Annotated in this window: 19 protein-coding genes; 17 read left to right on the top strand and 2 right to left on the bottom strand. The window is 32.3% G+C overall.

All coding sequences use genetic code 11. The annotated features are described in order from the left end of the window. Positions 1–77 precede the first annotated feature (77 nt). From VP395_RS08665 to VP395_RS08685, 5 genes are all read left to right on the top strand, one after another. A complete protein-coding gene (locus tag VP395_RS08665) occupies positions 78–3,461 on the top strand; it encodes a coiled-coil domain-containing protein (RefSeq protein WP_346241526.1) in 3,384 nt (1,127 codons plus the stop codon). After that, a complete protein-coding gene (ybeY, locus tag VP395_RS08670) occupies positions 3,454–3,864 on the top strand; it encodes an rRNA maturation RNase YbeY (protein WP_346241528.1) in 411 nt (136 codons plus the stop codon). Before VP395_RS08665 ends, ybeY begins: the two co-directional genes overlap by 8 nt. Positions 3,865–3,948: 84 nt before the next feature. Then, positions 3,949–5,820, top strand: coding sequence for a tRNA uridine-5-carboxymethylaminomethyl(34) synthesis enzyme MnmG (mnmG, locus tag VP395_RS08675; protein WP_346241530.1), 1,872 nt, complete (start codon positions 3,949–3,951; stop codon positions 5,818–5,820). 77 nt (positions 5,821–5,897) lie between these two features. Continuing rightward, complete coding sequence (locus tag VP395_RS08680) at positions 5,898–6,758, top strand: class I SAM-dependent methyltransferase (protein WP_346241532.1); 861 nt, start codon at positions 5,898–5,900, stop codon at positions 6,756–6,758. Positions 6,759–6,986: 228 nt separating this feature from the next. Next, complete coding sequence (locus VP395_RS08685) at positions 6,987–7,502, top strand: OmpH/Skp family outer membrane protein (RefSeq protein ID WP_346241534.1); 516 nt, start codon at positions 6,987–6,989, stop codon at positions 7,500–7,502. Between the two features lie 65 nt (positions 7,503–7,567). Here the strand turns inward: VP395_RS08685 and VP395_RS08690 are convergent, their stop codons facing one another. After that, positions 7,568–8,722 (bottom strand): DNA polymerase III subunit, encoded by a 1,155-nt coding sequence (locus VP395_RS08690; protein WP_346241536.1) that lies wholly within the window; start codon positions 8,720–8,722, stop codon positions 7,568–7,570. A gap of 264 nt (positions 8,723–8,986) precedes the next feature. Here VP395_RS08690 and VP395_RS08695 point away from each other — a divergent pair, with 264 nt between their 5' ends. The 3 genes from VP395_RS08695 to VP395_RS08705 all read left to right on the top strand — a co-directional run bounded on the left by VP395_RS08695 (position 8,987) and on the right by VP395_RS08705 (position 12,961). After that, positions 8,987–10,174 carry a phosphoglycerate kinase gene (locus tag VP395_RS08695; protein WP_346241538.1) on the top strand — a complete coding sequence of 396 codons (1,188 nt, stop codon included), beginning with the start codon at positions 8,987–8,989 and terminating at the stop codon, positions 10,172–10,174. Between the two features lie 231 nt (positions 10,175–10,405). Beyond that, on the top strand, positions 10,406–11,929 hold the full coding sequence (locus tag VP395_RS08700) for a lytic transglycosylase domain-containing protein (protein WP_346241540.1): 1,524 nt from the start codon (positions 10,406–10,408) through the stop codon (positions 11,927–11,929). 24 nt (positions 11,930–11,953) lie between these two features. Then, positions 11,954–12,961 carry a DUF4837 family protein gene (locus tag VP395_RS08705; RefSeq protein WP_346241542.1) on the top strand — a complete coding sequence of 336 codons (1,008 nt, stop codon included), beginning with the start codon at positions 11,954–11,956 and terminating at the stop codon, positions 12,959–12,961. Between the two features lie 70 nt (positions 12,962–13,031). Here VP395_RS08705 and VP395_RS08710 read toward each other — a convergent pair whose 3' ends face one another. Then, entirely contained in the window at positions 13,032–13,211 is a 180-nt protein-coding gene (locus tag VP395_RS08710; RefSeq protein ID WP_346241544.1) for a Sec-independent protein translocase subunit TatA/TatB, read from the bottom strand. Positions 13,212–13,326: 115 nt separating this feature from the next. Between VP395_RS08710 and VP395_RS08715 the strand changes: the two genes are divergently transcribed. Genes VP395_RS08715 through VP395_RS08755 form a run of 9 tightly spaced genes read left to right on the top strand, consistent with a single transcriptional unit; the run spans position 13,327 to position 22,694 of the window. After that, on the top strand, positions 13,327–14,196 hold the full coding sequence (locus tag VP395_RS08715; protein WP_346241546.1) for a M23 family metallopeptidase: 870 nt from the start codon (positions 13,327–13,329) through the stop codon (positions 14,194–14,196). Then, the gene (locus VP395_RS08720; RefSeq protein ID WP_346241548.1) at positions 14,197–15,690 is read left to right on the top strand and encodes a GH3 auxin-responsive promoter family protein; all 1,494 of its coding nucleotides are present in this window, start codon (positions 14,197–14,199) and stop codon (positions 15,688–15,690) included. Positions 15,691–15,727: 37 nt separating this feature from the next. Next, positions 15,728–17,419 (top strand): DUF6909 family protein, encoded by a 1,692-nt coding sequence (locus VP395_RS08725; protein WP_346241550.1) that lies wholly within the window; start codon positions 15,728–15,730, stop codon positions 17,417–17,419. 6 nt (positions 17,420–17,425) lie between these two features. Then, positions 17,426–18,409 carry a hypothetical protein gene (locus tag VP395_RS08730; protein ID WP_346241552.1) on the top strand — a complete coding sequence of 328 codons (984 nt, stop codon included), beginning with the start codon at positions 17,426–17,428 and terminating at the stop codon, positions 18,407–18,409. Between the two features lie 3 nt (positions 18,410–18,412). Continuing rightward, positions 18,413–19,459, top strand: coding sequence for a dTDP-glucose 4,6-dehydratase (gene rfbB / locus VP395_RS08735; protein WP_346241554.1), 1,047 nt, complete (start codon positions 18,413–18,415; stop codon positions 19,457–19,459). Further along, positions 19,460–20,329 carry a glucose-1-phosphate thymidylyltransferase RfbA gene (gene rfbA / locus VP395_RS08740; protein WP_346241556.1) on the top strand — a complete coding sequence of 290 codons (870 nt, stop codon included), beginning with the start codon at positions 19,460–19,462 and terminating at the stop codon, positions 20,327–20,329. Further along, entirely contained in the window at positions 20,326–20,871 is a 546-nt protein-coding gene (rfbC, locus tag VP395_RS08745) for a dTDP-4-dehydrorhamnose 3,5-epimerase (RefSeq protein WP_346241558.1), read from the top strand. Before rfbA ends, rfbC begins: the two co-directional genes overlap by 4 nt. After that, complete coding sequence (rfbD, locus tag VP395_RS08750) at positions 20,868–21,740, top strand: dTDP-4-dehydrorhamnose reductase (protein ID WP_346241560.1); 873 nt, start codon at positions 20,868–20,870, stop codon at positions 21,738–21,740. Before rfbC ends, rfbD begins: the two co-directional genes overlap by 4 nt. Next, a complete protein-coding gene (locus VP395_RS08755; protein ID WP_346241562.1) occupies positions 21,741–22,694 on the top strand; it encodes a glycosyltransferase in 954 nt (317 codons plus the stop codon).

Genomic DNA, 22,694 nt, shown 5'->3' on the forward strand with positions numbered 1-22,694 from the left:
CTGCAAAGATACAATTAACACATTATTATAATCACTGTAAAAAATAAAATTGTAGTTTAGTTGGTTAAATACAAGTGATGTTGCATAATTTTAAAAAAATACAAACCAAGTTAGAAGCTTTTATTAGGCGATACTACACAAACGAGTTGCTTAAAGGCACAATTTTGTTTTTTGCTATTGGTTTACTGTATTTTTTATTTACGTTGTTTTTAGAACATATTTTGTGGCTTAATACTACGGCACGCGCTATATTGTTTTGGTTATTTATTGCTGTTGAATTTGGCTTGTTTATTAAATTCATTTTTATTCCTTTAGCTAAACTTTTTAAACTTCAAAAAGGTATTAATTATGAAGATGCTTCAAGAATTATTGGTAAACATTTTCCTGAAGTAAGTGATAAGTTACTTAATGTTTTGCAACTGCACCAAAGTACAGAACAATCGGAATTACTAGTTGCAAGCATCGAACAAAAATCGTTAGAATTAAGTCCGATACCTTTTAAACTTGCTGTAAATTTTAAAAAGAATATTCCATATTTAAAGTATGCTGCTATTCCTGTTTTAATTATTTTTTTGACTTTTTTATTTGGTAAAACTAATTGGTTTAGTAATAGTTTAGATAGGGTAGTGCACTATAAAACAGCTTACGAAGCGCCAGCACCGTTTCAGTTTTTTGTGGTGAATGAAAATTTAAACGCCATAGAGAATAAGGGTTTTAAATTGATAGTTAAAACAGCAGGTGATGTTATTCCAGAAAATGCAGAAATAGTTTATAACAACGAAACCTATTTTTTAAAGCAAACAGGAATAGGTGAGTTTGAATATGTGTTTTCGCAATTAAAAAGTTCTGTTGAATTTCAATTGACATCCAATAACGTTACTTCAAAACCTTATGTAATTAATATTGTTGAAGTGCCATCATTATTAAGTTTTGAAATGGTGTTAGATTATCCAAATTACACCAAAAAGAAAGATGAAATTTTAAAAAGCACAGGTAATGCAGTGGTACCAGAAGGCACAAATATTACTTGGAGACTCAAAACAAAATCTACCGATAATGTTCAGTTATTTGCTAAAGACACCATTGAATTTTCGTTTGTTAAAAATGGACTTTTTGAAACAACTAAACGTGTTTATAGTAATCTAGCTTATAGTTTAAGTACAAGCAACAAGAACCTTAAAGATTACGAAACATTAGCATTTAGTTTAAATGTTGTTAAAGATGAATTTCCAAACATTATCCTAAAAGTAAAAACAGATAGTTTGGATTTGCAAACGCTTTATTTCCACGGACAGATAAGCGACGATTATGGTTTTAGTAAACTACAGTTAGTATATTATCCTTCAGAAGACGAATCAAAAAGAAAAGTTGAAACTATTTCTATTGCAAATTCTAACATAGCAGAGTTCATTACAGCATTTCCTAATAACTTAAGTATTCAAGATGGTGTTTCTTATGAATTATTCTTTCAAGTGTTTGATAATGATGAAGTTAATAAGTATAAAAGCTCAAAAAGCAATGTTTTTTCTTATAGAAAGCGCACAAAAGAAGAAGAAGTCACTAAACAGTTAAATGCCCAAAGCGAATCGATTAAAGATTTGAATAAATCTTTAAAGAAATTTGATGAACAAGAGAAGCAATTAGAACAATTAGCTAAGACTCAAAAGGAAAAATCGAATCTTAATTTTAATGATAAAAAGAAACTTGAATCTTTTTTAAAGCGCCAAAAGCAACAAGATGAAATGATGAAAAATTTCAATAAAAAGCTTAAAGATAATTTAGAAGAATTTCAAAAGGAAAACAAAGAAAAAGATGTTTTTAAAGACGATTTAAAAAAGCGTTTAAATGAAAATGAAGAACAATTAAAACAAGACGAAAAGCTTCTAGAAGAGTTACAAAAACTTCAAGATAAAATAAACAAAGAAGAACTTACTCAAAAGTTAGATGAATTAGCTAAACAAAACAAAAACAAGAAGCGTAGTTTAGAACAATTGTTAGAATTAACAAAGCGCTTTTATGTTGAAAAGAAGCTGGATAAGCTTAAAGACGACTTAGCTAAATTAGCTAACGAACAAGAGAAACTATCCAATCAACCAGAAGAAAAAAACACTAAAGAAAAACAAGACGACTTAAATAAAATATTTGAAGAATTTCAAAAGCAGTTAGAAGATTTAAAGAAAGAAGGCAAGGAATTAAAAAAGCCCATTGAAGTTCCTCAAGATAAGTTAGAAGAAAATGAAATAAAAAAAGAACAACAAAAAGCGTCAGATGAATTAGAAAAAAAGGAGAAGGCTTCAGATAAAAATCAAAATCAGAAAAACGCTCAAAGTAGTCAGAAGAAAGCGGCTCAAAAAATGAAGAAGTTAAGCCAACAAATGCAAGGCGCCATGCAAGCGGGTGGTGGTGAACAAATGCAAGAAGATGTAGAAATGTTGAGACAAATTTTAGATAATTTATTACTTTTTTCTTTTGATCAAGAAAAGCTAATGAAACGTTTTCAAACTATTGAAGAAAACCATAATCAGTACGCTACATTTCTAAAAAAGCAAAACAGTTTAAGAGAACATTTTGAACATGTTGATGATAGTTTGTTTTCTTTATCACTTCGTCAACCTAAGTTATCTGAAGAGGTTAATAAACAAATTACAGATGTGTATTATAACATAGATAAAGCATTAGGTTTGTTTGCTGAAAATCAAAAATATCAAGGTATTTCTAATCAACAGTTCACTATTACGGCAGCTAATAATTTAGCAAATTTCTTAAGTGATGTTTTAGATAATATGCAAGAAAACTTAAGTATGTCTATGGGTCAAGGTGGTCAAGGTGATATGCAACTTCCAGATATTATTATGAGTCAAGAACAGCTTAATAAGATGATGGAAGAAGGAATGAAAAAGGGAAACGAAGGAAAACCTAAAGACGAAGGTGAAGGCAAAAAGCAAGGAGATAAAGGAAAAGAAGGCAAAAATGGTAAGAACGGAGATAAGCAAGGTAATGATAAAAACGGCAATAAAACTGGGGGTACAGGCGAAGGCAATAGTGAAGAACTGAATGGTTTACTATATCAAATTTATCAACAGCAACAAGAGTTGAGAAATGCTTTAGAAGATAAACTTGCAAAAGAAGGTAAATCTGGTAATGCTACATCATTACTTAGAAAAATGGAAGAGGTAGAAATGGATTTATTAAACAAAGGGTTTACCAACCAAACGCTTCAAAAAATGTTAGATTTAAAACATCAATTATTAAAAATGGAAAATGCTTCTTTTCAGCAAGGTGAAGATAATAAGCGTGAATCTAAAACCAGTAAGGATGAATACAACAATAATCCTAACAATCAAATTCCAACAGCTAAGCAATATTTCAATACCACTGAAATATTGAACAAACAAACACTACCTTTGCAGCCAGTTTATAAAATTAAAGTTCAAGAGTATTTCAAGCACAACAATGATTAATTTTAATTATGAAACAGCATTCTCGTTAAACAATGAGGAGCAATTATCAGAATGGATTTTGGGTGTTATTTCTGAAGAAAAGTACCAACTTGAAGAGGTGAATTATATCTTTTGTGATGATGCCTATTTACATAAATTGAATGTAGAATTCCTCAATCATGATACGCTTACCGACATTATTAGTTTTGATTATTCAGTCGGAAAAAGGATACAAGGTGATATATTCATTTCTATTGAACGCGTTGCAGATAATGCTAAAGATTTTAATGTTACTCTACAAGACGAGCTACAACGTGTGATGGTTCACGGAGTACTACATTATTGTGGGTACAAAGACAAAACAGATAAGGATGCAAAGTTAATGCGAGAAAAGGAAAATCACTACTTAAGTCAGCTTGCTTAATATTCAGTAAATCGACGTATATTTGCAAACTCAAAAATTAAATTAGATTAATGTTCCACGTGGAACAATTTAACAAATGAAGTTATGTTTAATGAAGTCTATGATGTTATAGTTGTTGGTGCAGGACATGCTGGAAGTGAAGCTGCTGCTGCTGCTGCCAACATGGGAAGTAAAACATTGCTTATTACAATGAATCTTCAAAACATCGCACAGATGTCTTGCAACCCTGCTATGGGGGGTATTGCTAAAGGACAAATTGTGCGTGAAATTGATGCTCTTGGAGGTTACAGTGGGATTGTGTCTGATACGTCTGCTATTCAATTTAAAATGCTTAACAAATCTAAAGGACCTGCTATGTGGAGTCCTAGAGTTCAAAGTGACCGTATGCGTTTTGCTGAAGATTGGAGATTGATGTTAGAAGGGACTCCTAATCTTGATTTTTATCAAGAAATGGTTTCTGGTTTGTTGGTAGAAAAAAACAAAGTTGTTGGTGTGAAAACATCGTTGGGAGTAGAGATAAAAGGTAAATCTGTTGTTTTAACTAACGGAACTTTTTTGAATGGATTAATCCATATTGGTGATAAGAATTTTGGTGGAGGAAGAGCAGGAGAAAAAGCTGCTACTGGTATTACAGAACAATTAGTAAATTTAGGTTTTGAATCAGGCAGAATGAAAACGGGAACGCCTCCGCGTGTTGATGGGCGTTCGTTAGATTATTCTAAAATGGTTGAACAACCAGGTGATGAAAACCCTGAAAAATTTTCGTATTTAGATGTTACAAAACCATTACAGAACCAACGTTCGTGTCATATGACTTATACCAGTGAATTGGTGCACGATTTACTTCGTGAAGGGTTTGATAGGTCGCCCATGTTTAATGGTAGAATTAAAAGTTTAGGACCGCGGTATTGTCCATCTATTGAAGATAAAATTAATCGATTTGCAGATAAAGACAGGCATCAATTGTTTGTTGAGCCAGAAGGTTGGAATACGTGTGAAGTTTATGTAAATGGATTTTCAACATCGCTTCCTGAAGATGTGCAATTTAAAGCATTGCGTTCTGTAGTAGGTTTTGAAAAAGTAAAGTTTTTTAGACCTGGATACGCTATAGAATATGATTATTTTCCACCAACACAATTAAAACACACATTAGAAACAAAGCTTGTTGAAGGCTTATATTTTGCTGGCCAAATTAACGGAACCACTGGATACGAAGAAGCAGCTTCTCAGGGTTTGATGGCAGGTATAAATGCAAGTTTAAAGGTTCAAGAAAAAGACGCTTTTACATTAAAAAGAGATGAAGCTTATATAGGTGTTTTAATTGATGATTTAATTACTAAAGGCACAGAAGAGCCATATAGGATGTTTACTTCTAGGGCAGAGTACAGAACCTTGTTGCGCCAAGATAATGCAGATATTCGACTAACGCCAAAAGGTTTTGATATTGGTTTAGCAAGTGAAAAACGTTTACGCAGAATGGAACAAAAACATGAGCAAGCTGAAAAGTTTGTTAACTTTTTTGCTGAAAATAGTGTAAAACCAGAAGATGCAAATCCTGTTTTAGAAGCTAAAGAGTCATCTCCTATTAGGCAATCGGATAAGATGTTTAAGATTTTTTCCAGACCTAATATTACTATTGATGATATGCGTCAATTTGATTCTGTTGAGATGTATATCAACGAAAACAATTTGGATAACGAAGTTATAGAACAAGCAGAAATTCAAATTAAGTATTCTGGATACATATCTAAAGAAAAGAATAATGCTGATAAATTAACTAGGTTAGAGTACGTTAAAATACCAGCCGATTTTGATTATTCTCAAATCAAGTCTATGAGTTTTGAAGCACGAGAAAAGCTTAAAAAAATACAACCAACCACCGTATCTCAGGCTTCAAGAATAAGTGGTGTTTCTCCAAATGACATTTCTGTTTTGTTAGTTTATATGGGCAGATAAGCATAATTTAAATTCTAATTAAATTTACAACGTTCCACGTGGAACGTTGTAAATTTTGAATAATTATTCATGAATTCGTGGCAAAAGAAAATTTAAAACTTCCATTTCTAAAAGTTAAAGATCACTCTGTTTCAGGTGAATTATTTGATTTGGTTGAAAATTCAGAATACGGTTTTTTAGAAACTTTGCCACAACCATCTTCAGAAACTTTGCCCGATTATTATAAGAGTGAAGATTATATTTCTCATACAGATTCTAGAAGAAATCTTTTCGAAAACCTTTACCATTTAGTAAGAAAAGTGTCTTTGAAACAAAAGCTTAAACTAATCAATAGTTTTTCATCAACTAAAAAAATGCTCCTAGATATAGGTTGTGGTACGGGCGATTTTTTACAAACAGCGCAACAAAACAATTGGGTAGTTTCTGGAATTGAACCTAACCAAGAAGCGAGAACTATAGCGAACAAAAAAACGAATGATGCCGTTTTTGAAACGGAGCAACTTTTAAAATTTGAACCAAATAGTTTTGATGTTATTACCCTTTGGCATGTGTTGGAACATTTGCCAAATTTAGACGAGCAGGTTCAAACATTTAAAAAACTTTTAAAACCAAACGGCACTTTAATAATAGCAGTCCCAAACTATAAAAGTTACGATGCAACTTATTATAAAGAATTTTGGGCAGCTTTTGATGTGCCCAGACATCTTTGGCATTTTAATCAATTGTCTATTTCAAAATTGGTTTCAAAAGTTTCTATGAAAGTAGTAAAAACAAAACCCATGTATTTTGATGCGTTTTATGTAAGTCTTCTTTCTGAAAAGTATAAAAACGGGAAAATGAATTTTTTTAATGGAATTTGGACAGGTATGGTTTCAAATTTAAGAGCAATTCAGTCAAAAGAAGCTTCCTCGTTAATTTACGCCATTAAAAACCAATAAAATTTAATTTCAAGCCGTTTTAAGCGTTTTTTGTGTGTTTAAACATCCAAGTACTAGTCGGATTTGCAAAAGTGTTTCTGCGACCTTATAATGAGCCTGTTTTTAATAAGATTGGACTATCGTTATAAATGTTTAGTATAGATTTTAACTATTTATTAAAATCAAACAAATTTCTACTTTAAATATAGTTTACTTTACTACTTTTGTTCGTCTTATAAAATTAAACAAATGAAAAAAATAGTTTACGCAGTAGCGGTGGTGTTGGCATTTACTTCTTGCCAAGAACAAGCAAAAATTGGATTTGTAAATAACGGAACGGTTATAAATGATTACCAAGAGAAAAAAGATATTGAAGCTAAGTTTCAAACTAAAGAAGAAGCTTTTAGAAAAAAGGCTGATAGTGTTGGTCAAGCATTTCAATTAGAAGTTCAAGAAACGCAATTAACAGCTCAAAAATCATCGCAAGCCAAACAACAAGAGTTAATGGGTGGTTTACAACAAAAACAACAAATGTTGCAACAAAGAATGCAAATGGAGCAACAACAATTACAACAAGAGTTTCAAACCGAAATTGATTCTGTAATTAGTAAAGTAAAAAAACACGTTAAAGATTACGGAAAAAAGAATGGCTATACCTATATTTTAGGTACTAGTGATGCAGCAGCTACGGTTATGTATGGCGCTGATGATAAAGATTTAACAAAAACCATTTTAGAAGCTTTAAATAAAGAGTATAAAAAGTAGTAATAATTTGTTACACAGTATTTTAAAGCCCTGTAAGTCTATTTTTCAGGGCTTTTTATTTTAAATTACTCCGCTTTTTTATGCAACAACCGAGTTAGTTTAATAGACAAATCGGTCAAAATAATTTTAGAATTTCCATTGCGTTCAATATGGTAAATAGCATCTTGTAGCTCGTCGCTTATTTCCATAATGTTGTTACCATGTACAAATGGTGCGAAGTTTTCAAGTTTAAATTTTTCAGTTTTAGTCTCTAAATACACCAAATTAGTGGCATTATAGTTAAGTAAAAGAGCTTGCCTAAAAAAGTCTAAACAGAAATTAAGAAATTGTTTTTGGGTTTCTCTGCCCGTTTTAGAGATGTCTTCACTCCAAGAAATTAAATCGTGTATAGCCGCTTTATTTCCTTTAGCTTTAAAAGCACTCCGAATCCAGAAAATAAACCAAGTTTCAAACTGAATATCTTCAGAATCTTGATACACCAAATCACAAGCTTTATTGTAATTTCCATTGGCTTGATGCGCAATTTTTGTAGCAACCGAAGCCTCTAAACCATACTGTTTTATTAAGCCGTTTTTTATAACCTCTTCAGCTAACGGCGGAAGATGTAACACTTGGCAACGCGAACGTATGGTGTTAATTATCTGTTCTTCTTCTTCAGCAATTAAAATAAAAACGGTTTTGTTAGGCGGTTCTTCAATAAGCTTTAAAAGCTTGTTGGCAGCAGCAGTGTTCATTTTTTCAGCCATCCAAATAAGCATCACTTTATAACCACCTTCATAGGCTTTTAACGATAGTGCTTTCACAATGTCCTGTGCTTCATCAACACCAATTTGCCCTTGTTTGTTATCAACACCAAGCAACTTGTACCAATCAAACAAATTTCCATAAGGTTGTTCTTTCAAAAGTTGGCGCCATTCTTCCAAATAATGACTAGAAACAGGGTGACTTTTAGCTTTATCACTTGTGGTAACCGGAAAAGCAAAATGCAAATCAGGGTGAGAAACATTGTTAAATTTCAAGTTGCAAGCTTCATTACCCGTATTATTTTCCCCATTGGTGTTGCTACATAACAAATATTGCGCGTAAGCAATAGCAATAGGCAGTGTGCCACAACCCTCTGGACCCACAAACAATTGTGCATGCGGAACCCTGCCATTGTCAACACTTTGCGTTAAATGGTTTTTAATATGGTCTTGTCCTAAAATTTCCGAGAATAGCATCGAGCAAACCTACACAATTTTTGTTAGATGGTAAAACGCAAAATAAAAGCTATTTGGGCGTTACCCAAGGGTTGGGCTATACGTTGCTAGTTTTGGCTCACTCCGCATACTCGTCAAAAGTTATGTACTAACCCTAACGCAAAAGGCGTGTTCAATTAAAATTATTTTACAAGCTATATCGTTTTCGTTTAAAAACGGGTTTTGTAGCTGTTTTTAATTAGTTACATTTGTAAATCAAATACTTAAAAATTATTATAATTATATATGAAAACGCTTAACGATTTTAACTTCGAAAACAAAAAAGCATTAATCCGCGTAGATTTTAATGTGCCTTTAAACGATAAATTTGAAGTAACAGATGATACAAGAATAGTATCAGCAAAACCAACCATTATTAAAATTTTAGAAGACGGAGGAAGCTGTATTTTAATGTCGCATTTAGGACGCCCAAAAGGGGTTCAAGATGAGTTTTCTTTGAGCCATATTGTAAAAGAAGTAGAAAGCATTTTAGGGGTTGAAGTAAAGTTTGTAAACGAATGTATTGGTGAAAAGGCAGAAGCTGCTGCAGCTAGTTTACAACCAGGACAAATTTTATTACTTGAAAATCTACGTTTTCATAAAGAGGAGGAAGCTGGTGATAAGGCATTTGCAGAACAACTATCAAAATTAGGAGATATTTATGTTAACGATGCTTTTGGCACCGCGCACCGCGCACATGCTTCTACAACAATTGTTGCAGAGTTTTTTCCAAAAAGTAAATGTTTCGGCTATTTATTAGCTCAGGAAATTGAAAGTATTGATAAAGTATTAAAAACAGGTGAAAAACCAGTGCTGGCAGTACTTGGCGGAGCAAAAGTGTCTTCAAAAATTACCATTATAGAGAATATTTTAGATGCGGTTGATCACTTAATTATTGGTGGTGGTATGGCATTCACGTTTATTAAAGCTCAAGGAGGAAAAATTGGAAATTCTATTTGTGAAGATGATAAGCAAGAATTAGCTTTAGAAATTTTGAGAAAAGCAAAAGCTAAAAATGTACAAGTACATATTCCTGTTGATGTAATTGCTGCCGATGCATTTAGTAACGATGCGAATACACAAGTAGTTGATATTACTGCTATTCCAGACGGTTGGGAAGGTGTAGATGCGGGACCAAAATCTATAAAACAATTTCATGATGTTGCAATGCAATGTAAAACCATCCTTTGGAATGGACCACTTGGTGTTTTTGAAATGGAAAGCTTTGCAAAAGGCACTATTGAATTAGGAAACTCTATTGCTGAAGCGACTAAAAACGGGGCATTTTCACTAGTTGGTGGAGGCGATTCTGTGGCTGCTGTAAAACAGTTTGGTTTTGAAGATAAAGTAAGTTATGTAAGTACTGGTGGTGGCGCTATGCTTGAAAGCTTAGAAGGTATTGTATTGCCAGGAATTGCTGCAATTTTAGAATAAACGTTTTAGAATATAGCTAATACATTTAGCCACAGGTATATGAGTATTTTTATATATTCGTGTATTTGTGGCTTTTTTAGTTTAGTAAGAATATATAATTCAGACAAAATAAAGCATTAATTACTATTATTGTAGGGTTTAAATCACATAAACTAAATTAAGTTTTTATTTTAACTTAAAAAATACGATTTTAGCCCTAATATCGTTCAATATAACCAAATGAATAGATTTATGACGTTTAGATTTTTTGTATTAGGAGTACTTTTCAATTTTGTTATGTGTTTTTCACAAACGCAAAAATCTGTTTCTGTAACGGGGAATAAGAACGATTTAAAACAAATTAAAACCCAAAAAGACAGTCTTTTAGTTGAAAAAGTTGAAGATGATTTAATCGTTGCTGATTTTGATCAAAAATGGCTAGAAGAATTATATAGCAATTCACTTTACGATACCATCTATAACTCTATCTCAGAACTTGCTTTTGAAGAAGTTGACTATCCTGAGCTTTCTACAGAATTGTTAAAATCGAGATTATTAGATTTAAGCTCTAAAACACCTTTTAATGTAGAGTATAATCCAGGTTTAGAAAGCGTTATTAAATCCTACTTAAAACACAGAAAAGGAAGTATGCAAAAACTCATCAATTTAAGTGCGTTTTACTTCCCAATGTTCGAGCGTGAATTAGACAACTATGACTTACCTCTGGAAATTAAGTATTTAGCCATAGTAGAATCGGCGTTAAAACCAAGAGCAAAATCCAGGGTAGGAGCTACAGGTTTATGGCAGTTTATGTACAGCACTGGCAAAATGTATGGGCTAGATGTTAGCAGTTATGTTGATGAGCGCAGCGACCCAATAAAATCCACCGAAGCTGCAGCAAAATACCTTTCAAAATTATATGAAATTTTTGGTGATTGGGATTTAGCACTTGCGGCCTACAATTCAGGCCCAGGTAACGTAACCAAAGCAATTCGTCGCTCTGGTGGCTACCAAAACTATTGGAATATAAGGCATAATTTACCACGTGAAACTGCAGGATATTTACCAGCTTTTTTAGCAACTATGTATATTTTTGAGTATGCTGAAGAACACGGGTTTACAAAACCAAAACCAGAAGTTGCCTATTTTGAAACCGATACCATTCATGTAAAACAAATGATTACACTCGACCAAATATCTGAAGCTACGGGTGTAGAAATAGAAGAACTTCAGTTTTTAAACCCTTCTTATAAATTAGATATTATCCCTTTTGTAAAAGGAGAAAATTACACACTACGTTTACCTAGAACGGTTATTGGCGATTTTGTAACCAACGAAGATCAAATTTATGAGTTTGCTAAAGCAGAATTTGATAAGCGAGAAAAACCCATGCCTCAATTTTTTGAAGCAGATACAAAAACGATACATCGTGTCAGGTCTGGTGAGTTTTTAGGATTAATTGCCAGAAAGTATAGTGTACGAGTAAGCGACATAAAAAAATGGAATGGTTTAAGAAGCAATAATTTAAAAATTGGTCAACGCCTAACCATTTATCCGCGAAATTCAACAGCATCTGCCACGTCTTCAACAAGTAAATCTACAACTTCTAAAGCTGTTTCTGGTGGTTCAAAAATATATACGGTGAGAAGTGGCGACTCGTTATGGAGTATCTCACAAAAATTTCCTGGTGTTTCTGTTCAAAATATTAAAGATTGGAACGGTATTAGTGGTAGTAAATTAAAACCAGGAATGAAACTTAAAGTATCTAAAAGCTAAAGTTCCTTAAACCTAATTTAAATTATGCGAAATATTCTTTTTTCAGCAGTTTTATTAACCCTATTTGTTTCTTGTGGAGATAAAAAATCATCAAAAGAAAAGATGCTTTTAGACTCATCAGGGAGCATTAACAATGTGTCGGTAGTTATAGATAACGAATTATGGGATGGTAGTGTAGGCGATGCTATAAGAAATGTGCTTACGGCTCCCATTTATGGATTACCACAAGACGAACCCATGTTTACTATTAGCCAAATTCCTCCATCTGTTTTTTCGGGCTTCGCAACCAAAAACAGAACCGTTTTAAAAATAGAAGTGAATAAGGAAGCAGACATAGAAATTTTAAACAACGTGTATGCACAACCCCAAAAAGTTATTGTAGTTAAAGGAAAATCTAGAGAAGTGCTTATTAGTATTATTAACGATAATGCATCAAAAATAGTCAAAACCTTTAGAAGTGAAGAAATGGCCGAGAGACAGAGACAAATGTCTAAATCACCACATAACTTTAAATCCATCGAGAAAAAACTTGGGTTAAATATTCAATTTCCTTCTGTATATAGAATAGCTAAAGAAACCGATAATTTCTTTTGGATTAGGAAGGATATTACCACAGGAACCACTAATTTAATGATTTTTGAAGTGCCCTATACCGCCCTTAAGCGAAATGATAGTTTAGTAAGCCAAATAGTTAAATTGAGAGATTCTATTGGTAAAACTTATATTAAAGGAAGGCAAGATGGAGAGATAAAATCGAATGGTGATAAAATAGAATCGTATATGACTACTGAAGGCTCTTATGCGCCTTATATATCTGAAACAATTGTAGACAATAAGCCTGCTATTGAAACCAAAGGATTGTGGGATTTAAAAGAAGATTTTATGGGCGGGCCATTTATAAATTACGTTATTGAAGATAAAATTAACAAAAGATGGGTATTTGTTGAAGGTTTTGCCTTTGCACCATCGGTAGAAAAACGTGATTATATGTTGGAGCTAGAGGCTATAATTAAATCGGTTAAAATAAATTAATTCAATGTCATAAAAACAAAAAAGACCAACTAAATGTTGGTCTTTTTTGTTTTATGTAAAAGAAGATCAATTACTTTTTATCCTCTTTTTTATCATCGTCTTTACTGGCGTCTTTAAATTCTTTAATACCACTTCCCAGTCCTCTCATTAATTCAGGGATTTTCTTTCCTCCAAATAATAATAAAACAACCACGACAATTAGTACAATTTGCATTGGACCAATAGCTAGAAATATACCTAATGAAATCATAATTATTAATTTTATAATGCAAAGTTAATAATTAAAGTTTAATAAAATCGTTTTGGGTATAACTTTAGTATAAAGCAACCGGTCTTGCCATATTTTTATTTAATTTTGTTTTAATATGAATACGAAGAAACCAGAAAAAAGAAAGATAAAACGAAAATTACTCGATAAGTACCGATTGGTTATACTTAACGAGCATACGTTTGAGGAACGCTTGTCAATTAAGTTAACGCGTCTAAATGTATTTGTTTTGGCTTCTCTATCTGCAATTATTTTAATTGCAGGCACAACCATGCTTATTGCGTTTACATCTTTAAAAGAATATATACCTGGCTATTCTTCTGCCTCATTAAAGAAAAAAGCAACCGAATTAAATTATAAAACCGATTCATTACAACAGGTAATAATGCTAAATGACCGCTATTACGCATCTATAAAGAAGGTTTTGCAAGGCGAAGTTAGCACTATAGACTTTTCAAGAGATTCCATTATTCAAGCAGTAAAAATAGAAGCCAGTGAAGTAAACTTTAAACCAACAGCAGAAGATTCGCTTTTAAGGCAAAAAGTTGATAAAGAAGATAAATATAATTTGTTTGAGTCGGCAACATCTGCATCTAATTTTATATTATTTCCACCTGTAAATGGCACCATAAGCGAATTATACAATGTAAAGAACAAACATTTTGCGGTAGATATTGTAGTTGCTAAGGGTACGCCCATAAAAGCAACTGCAGACGGTATTGTTGTTTTTGCTGAATGGACGGCCAATACAGGTTACGTTGTAATTCTTGAACACAGTTATGGGTTAATTTCAGTGTATAAACATAATTCCGCTTTAACAAAAAATCAAGGCGATTTAGTTAAAGCGGGCGAAGTTATAGCAACTGCAGGAAACGCAGGAGAACTTTCTACCGGTCCGCATTTGCATTTTGAACTTTGGAACGACGGTTACCCCATAAATCCAACAAACTTTATAGATTTTAAATAAATGATATCAATAAAATCGGCTTTAGCAAAACCTTTTGCAAAACGGGTACATTACAACATTCAAAAGTGGGCTAAAAAGCCTTTTGAAACCCAAGAAAAGGTATTTCAAAATCTAATTTCAGAAGCTACCAGCACACAATATGGTAAAGACCACGATTTTATTAGTATCAATTGTTATGAAGATTTTGTAAAACGGGTTCCCATACGAGATTATGAAGATTTAAAACCTTATGTTGAACGTGTTGTTGCGGGTGAATCCGATATTCTTTGGAAAGGAAAACCTATTTATTTTGCTAAAACTTCGGGTACTACCTCGGGTTCTAAATACATTCCAATTACCAAAGAAAGTATGCCGTACCATGTAGAAGCGGCTAGAAATGCCATTTTAATGTACATTAACGAAACTGGAAACAGCAAGTTTGTTGATGGTAAAATGATTTTTCTTCAAGGAAGCCCCATTCTTAAAGAACAAAATGGTGTTCAGTTAGGGCGACTTTCAGGTATTGTAGCGCATTATGTGCCCAAATATCTTCAAAAAAACAGACTGCCTTCTTGGGAAACCAATTGTATAGAAGATTGGGAAACGAAAGTAGATGCTATTGTTGATGAAACACTTCCACAGAACATGACCATTATTTCTGGTATTCCATCTTGGGTACAAATGTATTTTGAAAAGATTCAGCAAAAAACAGGAAAAAAAGTAGGCGATGTTTTTAAAAATTTTAACCTGTTTATTTTTGGTGGCGTAAATTATGAACCATACCGAGCTAAATTTGAAAATCTTATTGGCAGAAAAGTAGATAGTATAGAACTATATCCGGCAAGTGAAGGTTTTTTTGCGTTTCAAGATAAGCAGAATGAAAAAGGCATGTTGCTTCAGCTTAACTCTGGTATTTTTTATGAATTTATAAAAGCAGATGAGTTTTTTAACGAAAACCCCAAACGAATCACCATTAAAGATGTTGAAGTTGGTGTAAATTACGTGATGATTATTTCAACCAACGCCGGACTTTGGGGATACAATATTGGTGATACGGTAGAATTTACTTCAATAAAACCATACAGGGTAATAGTTTCAGGTCGTATAAAACATTTTATATCGGCTTTTGGCGAGCATGTTATTGGCAAAGAAGTTGAACAAGCAATGCAAGAAGCCACATTAAATTCAAATATAAGGGTTACCGAATTTACTGTGGCTCCACAAATTAATCCGTTAGAAGGGTTGCCCTATCACGAATGGTTTATAGAATTTGAAAACGAACCAGATGATGTTTCAGCGCTAGCTAAAAAAATAGACCAATCGCTTCAAAAGCAAAACAGTTATTATTTCGATTTAATTTCAGGGAACGTGCTACAACCTTTAAAAATAACCAAGGTAAAAAAGGGCGGTTTTCAAGAATACATGAAATCTGTTGGGAAATTAGGAGGTCAAAATAAACTCCCAAGACTATCTAATGACAGGAAAATAGTTGAGGGATTTCCGCACACAATTTAAACCAAATAGTAGTATATTTGGCATGTTAAAAATGAGCATGAACAACAAAAAACATCACGAAAGAACGAGGGCCCAAGAAAGCTCGAATGCCATAGAACGGATGTACATTACTATGCGTCATTTATTTAATAGAGGGTTTTATAAACCTATGGGTATTTCGGGTGAAACACTACGTCAATCCTTATTGCTTTTACGACCAGAAATTTACGGTTCTATAGGTGAAGAAAAAGCCGAATTAGAAGGCTTGCTTTATGTAATTGATAGGCTTCCTGTAGGTATTGAAGAGTGTTCGTTTATTAATTTAACAAGTGATGAGGGGTATTCAAACTCTCATTTTAAGCCAATAATCCCAGAGAAAAGAAGACGAAATTGCTATAGGATAGACGCAGAGCAAATGAATATTGAGATTACGCGCGGACGCTCTGAAATCTATGATATTTTAACACATATTACTTTTATTTTTATTGAATCGCACAAAATTAGTAATCGAGTTTTAATTGATGAAAGCGGTTCAACCACAAGAGACTGGACGAAACTTGAAACAGCCGTTTTATCCAAAGGAAAGCTTTCGCAAAACGAGCGTGAAATTGCCATTACCCATACCGCCAATATTTTAGGGAGAACGTTTAATGAACTAAGAGCTGTATATTCGGATTTTGCTACACCATTGCAACCAGAACGGTTGTTGCACATTGTGTATTGGTTAGGAAAATTAGCCATTGAGGAACAAATAAGTAACAACAAGCGCACTGTTACTTTTAGTCCTGTTTTAAGAGAACGATTAGGGCATCATATTCATGGTGAAATTTGGGCAGATACTATTAAGGATAATCTTTATAAAAACAATTTATTAGAAAGACCAATACATATTATTAGTGCCAATATGCATAGTGTTATGAACACGCTTTTTGCGCCATCTGCTTTAAAAGCTTCACCATCAAAAGATGTTTATGGTGTTTATGAGTCTTTAAGTAAGAAGGAGAATGACGAATTACGTAATAAAGTAACCAAAGAAGCGTTACAAAATGGCATGATTTATATTGAAGATACTTCGGGCACAAAAATAGATGTTCAAATTTTTGATACAAGCAAAATAGATGTATCAAAGTTAGATATTCAAGTAAATGAAGCCATAATAACATCTGAAAAACCAGTTATTTTGGTCATGGATTACGCTTTTGGCGAGCAAGCTTATGAGACCATTGATGAATTATTAAAACCATATAAAGTAAAAGGTAATAAAATTCATTTGAATATAGAATCTATATCTATTATGGGGAAAGCTGGAATTTTAGAAGGAGGGAAAGGTGATATTATGATACCTACTGCCCATATTTTTGAAGGAACCGCCGATAATTATCCATTTACCAACGAACTTTCAAAACAAGGATTGGAAGGTCATGGGGTTGATGTGTACGAAGGCACTATGATTACCGTTTTGGGAACATCGCTACAAAATAAGGATATTTTAAAATTCTTTTATAACTCTACATGGCACGTTATTGGTTTGGAAATGGAAGGGGCACATTATCAAAAAGCCATTCAAGCAGCATCAAAAGTAAGGGGTAGTATAAGACCTGATGTTAAAGTAAGGTATGCTTATTACGCCAGTGATAATCCTTTAGAAACAGGAGCCACATTAGCTTCGGGTGGTTTAGGTACCACAGGTGTAAAGCCAACCTATTTAATTACTAGAAAAATAATAGAACAAATATTTAACATAAACTAATAAAACATGAGTTCAAATTCTCAAAATAATACTGAAAATCAAGAAATTGATTTAACTCAAATTTCAAAAACAATAAGTGCCTTTTTTGAAACTATTTCAGGTAAAATTTTTAAAGGGATTCTTTATATTAAAAAAAACAAGATAATATTTGGTGTTTTAATTCTTGTTGGTGTAGCGTTAGGCTATTTTTTTGATAAATCTGTAAAAGAATATGATAATAGGATTATTATAACACCAAACTTTGGTTCAGTCGATTATTTATACTCTGAAATTGATTTGATAAATTCTAAAATAAAAGAGAACGACACTGTTTTTTTAGAAGAAACAGTAGGTATAAAGAAACCAAAGCAACTGAAAAAAATTACAATTGAACCAATTACAGATGTTTATAAGTTTATAGAAAATAATCCTGAAAATTTCGATTTAATTAAATTAATGGCAGAAGATGGTGATATTGACAAAGTCATTGACGGAAATACTACAAGCAAAAATTACCCATATCACTTAATTTATTTTTCAACATCTAAGTTAACAAGCCAAGAAAATACGGTACAACCTATTTTAGAATATTTAAATAAAACAGATTACTATGAAGTAATTAAAAAAGAGTATTTAAATAATATTAAATTAAAAATGATTGCAAACGATACTGTTATTTCGCAAATAAATGGTGTTTTAAATAGTTTTTCAGGTGCTGTTAATGGTTCGCAACGTAATGATAAGCTTGTTTATTACAATGAGAACACGCAGCTAAATGATGTTATTAAAACAAAAAATGAATTAATAAATGAACAAGGTTCTCTTAGAATTGAATTAGTGAATTTTGATAAAGTTATTAAGGATAGTAGTATAACAATGAATATAAAGAATACTAAATCTATTAATGGAAAAATGAAGCTTATATTGCCATTTTTGTTTATAGTAATATTTTTGTTTATTGGGTATTTCAATTCCTTTTATAAAAAGCAATTAGAAAAAAGCAAAAAATAATCTATGAATATTTTAATTACAGGAGGAGCAGGGTTTATAGGATCTCACGTGGTAAGGTTGTTTGTAGAAAAGTATTCGAATTACAATATTTTTAATTTAGATATGCTTACTTATGCTGGTAATCTTGAGAATCTTAAGGATATTGAAAACAAACCCAATTACACTTTTTTAAAAGGAGACATAACAAGCGAAGCTTTTATAAATGCTTTATTTGAAAAACATAAGTTTGAATGTGTTGTTCATTTAGCAGCAGAATCACATGTTGATAGGTCAATTAAAGATCCATTAGCGTTTGTTAAAACAAATGTTATGGGTACCATGATTCTTTTAAATGCGTTTAAAAATACTTGGAAAGATAACTATAACAATAAATTATTTTACCATATAAGTACAGATGAGGTTTATGGTACATTAGGAGAAACAGGGCTATTTACAGAAACAACGGCATACGACCCTAACTCACCTTATTCTGCGTCTAAAGCAAGTTCAGACCATTTTGTAAGGGCTTACGGAGAAACTTATGGTATGCCTTATGTAATTTCAAACTGTTCTAATAATTATGGGCAAAATCAATTTCCTGAAAAATTAATTCCACTTTTTATAAATAACATCATAAACAATAAATCCTTACCTGTTTATGGCGATGGGAATTACACTAGGGATTGGTTGTATGTAAAAGACCATGCAGTAGCTATTGATTTAGTTTTTCATAATGGAGAAAACCATGAAACTTATAATATTGGAGGCTTTAATGAATGGAAAAACATAGACTTGGTTAAGTTGCTATGTAAAATAATGGATAAAAAATTACAAAGACCAATAGGAAGCTCTGAAAAATTGATAACCTACGTTAAAGATCGCCCAGGGCATGATTTAAGATACGCCATTGATGCATCAAAAATAAACAAGGAATTGGGTTGGAAACCATCGGTAACCTTTGAGGAGGGCTTGGAGAAAACAATTGACTGGTATTTAAGCAATCAAGAGTGGTTGAACAACGTTACCAGTGGCGATTATAAATTGTATTATGAAAAACAATATAGTAATTAAATGAAGGGAATTATACTTGCCGGTGGGTCTGGAACAAGATTGCACCCTTTAACCTTATCAATAAGCAAGCAATTAATGCCTATTTATGATAAGCCCATGATTTACTATCCACTTTCAACATTAATGTACGCAGGAATTAATGAGGTGTTAATAATTTCTACGCCTAAAGATTTGCCTTTATTTCAAGATTTATTAGGTGATGGAAAAAAATATGGATGTAGGTTTGAATATGCAGTACAAGAAGCACCTAACGGATTAGCGGAAGCATTTATTATAGGAGAAGATTTTATAGGAAAAGACAAAGTAGCATTAATATTAGGAGATAATATTTTTTATGGTACAGGGTTATCAAAATTATTACAAGCAAACAACAATCCTAATGGTGGTATTATTTATGCTTATAGAGTGCACGATCCAGAGCGTTATGGTGTAGTAGAGTTTAATGGTGATGGTCAGGCCATTTCCATTGAAGAAAAACCCGAACAACCTAAATCTAATTTTGCAGTCCCAGGCATCTATTTTTATGATAATTCTGTCGTAGAAATTGCTAAGAATATAAAACCAAGTCATAGAGGAGAACTCGAAATCACAGATGTAAATAGAAAATATCTTGAGCAAGGAAAACTTAATGTAAGCATTTTAGATAGAGGAACAGCCTGGTTGGATACAGGTACTTTCCAGTCATTAATGCAGGCTTCACAATTTGTTGAAGTTATTGAAGAGCGACAAGGTTTAAAAATTGGAGCAATTGAAGCTGCAGCATTTGAAATGGGCTATATCAGTAAAGAACAGTTTAAAGAGTTGGCACAACCATTATTAAAAAGTGGTTATGGTAAAAACTTATTAGGCTTACTTAATAATAAAGAATGATAGTAAAAGAAACCAAATTAAAGGGATGTTTTGTACTAGAACCCATAATTTTTCAAGATAATAGAGGCTATTTTTTTGAGAGTTTTAATCAAAACACTTTCAATAAATTAATTGAACAAGACATCAATTTCATACAAGATAACGAATCATTTTCTACAAAAGGGGCGCTTAGGGGATTGCACTACCAAAGAGGGGAACATGCTCAAGCAAAATTGGTAAGGGTTATAAAGGGATGTGTGTTAGATATTGCTGTAGATATTAGAAAAGATTCACCTACTTTCGGTAAGCATGTATCATTAGAGCTATCAGAGGAAAACAAAATGCAGCTATTTATACCACGTGGGTTTGCTCATGGGTTTATTGTTTTAAGTGACACGGCCATTTTTTCATATAAATGTGATAACTTTTATAATAAGGAGTCAGAGGGAGGTATTATTTATAACGATAAAGACTTAAATATTGATTGGGTTTTGCAGGAAGATGAATTTATAGTTTCTGAAAAAGATATGTTACTAAAGCCATTAAGCCAAACTCAATTATGATAAAAATATTAGTAACTGGTTCATTAGGTCAATTAGGGAGATGCATTCAAGATATAACAGACCAATACCCTGATTTTGAATATAAATTTGTCGATGTCGATGAACTAGATATTTGTAATAAGGAACAAGTTCAACTATTTTTCGACAATTATAAACCAGATTTTTGCATCAATACGGCGGCATACACTGCGGTTGACAAAGCTGAAGAAGATAGTCGAAAGGCATTTGATGTCAATGCAAATGGCGCAAAAAATTTAGCTGAGTCTTGTCTGATGCATAACACAGTTTTAATTCATATCTCTACAGATTTTGTTTTTGATGGTACCAAAACCATACCATATAATGAAACTGATTTACCTAACCCAATAAGTGTTTATGGTGCGTCTAAATTACAAGGGGAAAGGTATATTGAAGCTATTTTACAAAAACATATTATTATTAGAACGTCTTGGTTGTATTCACCTTTTGGAAGCAATTTTGTAAAAACGATGTTGCGTTTGGCAGAAACTAAATCTGTACTGAATGTTATTAATGACCAAATAGGAACTCCAACCAATGCTTACGATTTGGCTGGAGGCATTATGCAAGTAATTGTGAAACATGTTCAATTAGAGAAAAATAGTGAAGCAATACAGTTTTATGGGACCTATCACTTTAGCAACGAAGGTGCGTGTAGTTGGTATGATTTTGCCAAAAAAATATTTGATATCAATAAAATTAATATAGATTTACGGCCAATACCAACCTCAGGTTATCCTACCCCTGCAAAAAGACCAATGTATAGCGTTTTGGATAAAACAAAATTCAAAAGAACGTTTGATTTTAGTATAAATAATTGGGATAAATTAACTTTTAAATCAAAAAATTAGATGATTAAAAACAATATAATTTGTTTAACGCCTGTTTTTAACGATTGGGAAAGTCTATCTTTTTTAATTTCTGAAATAGAAAAAGAGGCCTTAAAAAACAAGGATTATTGTTTTAGCTTAATCGTAATTAATGATGGCTCCACTCAGCTTCAAAAAAGAAGAATTGATAGTAAGAGTATTAAAATTGAAATTGTTAACCTAAAGTTAAACATTGGTCATCAAAGAGCTATTGCGGTTGGTATTCAATTCATTTTTAGTGAATATATTAAATCTTTTCAAGAATTTGAAACTAATGGGCATGTTGTTGTTTTGGATGGAGATGGAGAAGACAAACCGTCGGACATAATACATATGGTTACTGAAGCTAAAGATATGATTGTGTTTGCAAAGCGTGTGAAGAGAAGTGAAGGAACTGGTTTTAAAACAGGTTATTTCTTGTATAAGCGTATTTTTCGATTGCTAACAGGAAAAAATATAAATTTTGGAAATTTTAGTGCTATTCCATTTTCTTTATTAAATCAAGTAGCAATTTTACCGAATTTATGGAATCATTACGCAAGCAGTATAGCCGAATCAAAGATAGCTCAAAAGGCTTATCCAACAGAAAGAGGGTATCGCTATGCAGGAAAATCCAAAATGAACGTAACAAGCCTGATAATACATGGATTTAGTTCAATATCTATTTATTTTGATATACTTTGTTTTAGGGTTTTAAAATTTTCATTCATTTCTATTCTTTTATGTTCAATAGGTATATTATATGTATTATTTCAAAAATTATTTACAGATAATGCTATACCAGGTTGGGCTTCAAGTTTAATTTTAATTGTATTATCTATTGTAATCCAGTTGTTCTCGGTAACATTTATTATTCTTTTAATGCAATTAAGATCTAGGAAGGAAATTAGTCCACCTGATGACACTCTTTATTTAAAGTTTATTGATAAAAAATAG

The organism is Mariniflexile soesokkakense, assembly GCF_039650365.1.
Lineage (GTDB): Bacteria > Bacteroidota > Bacteroidia > Flavobacteriales > Flavobacteriaceae > Mariniflexile > Mariniflexile soesokkakense.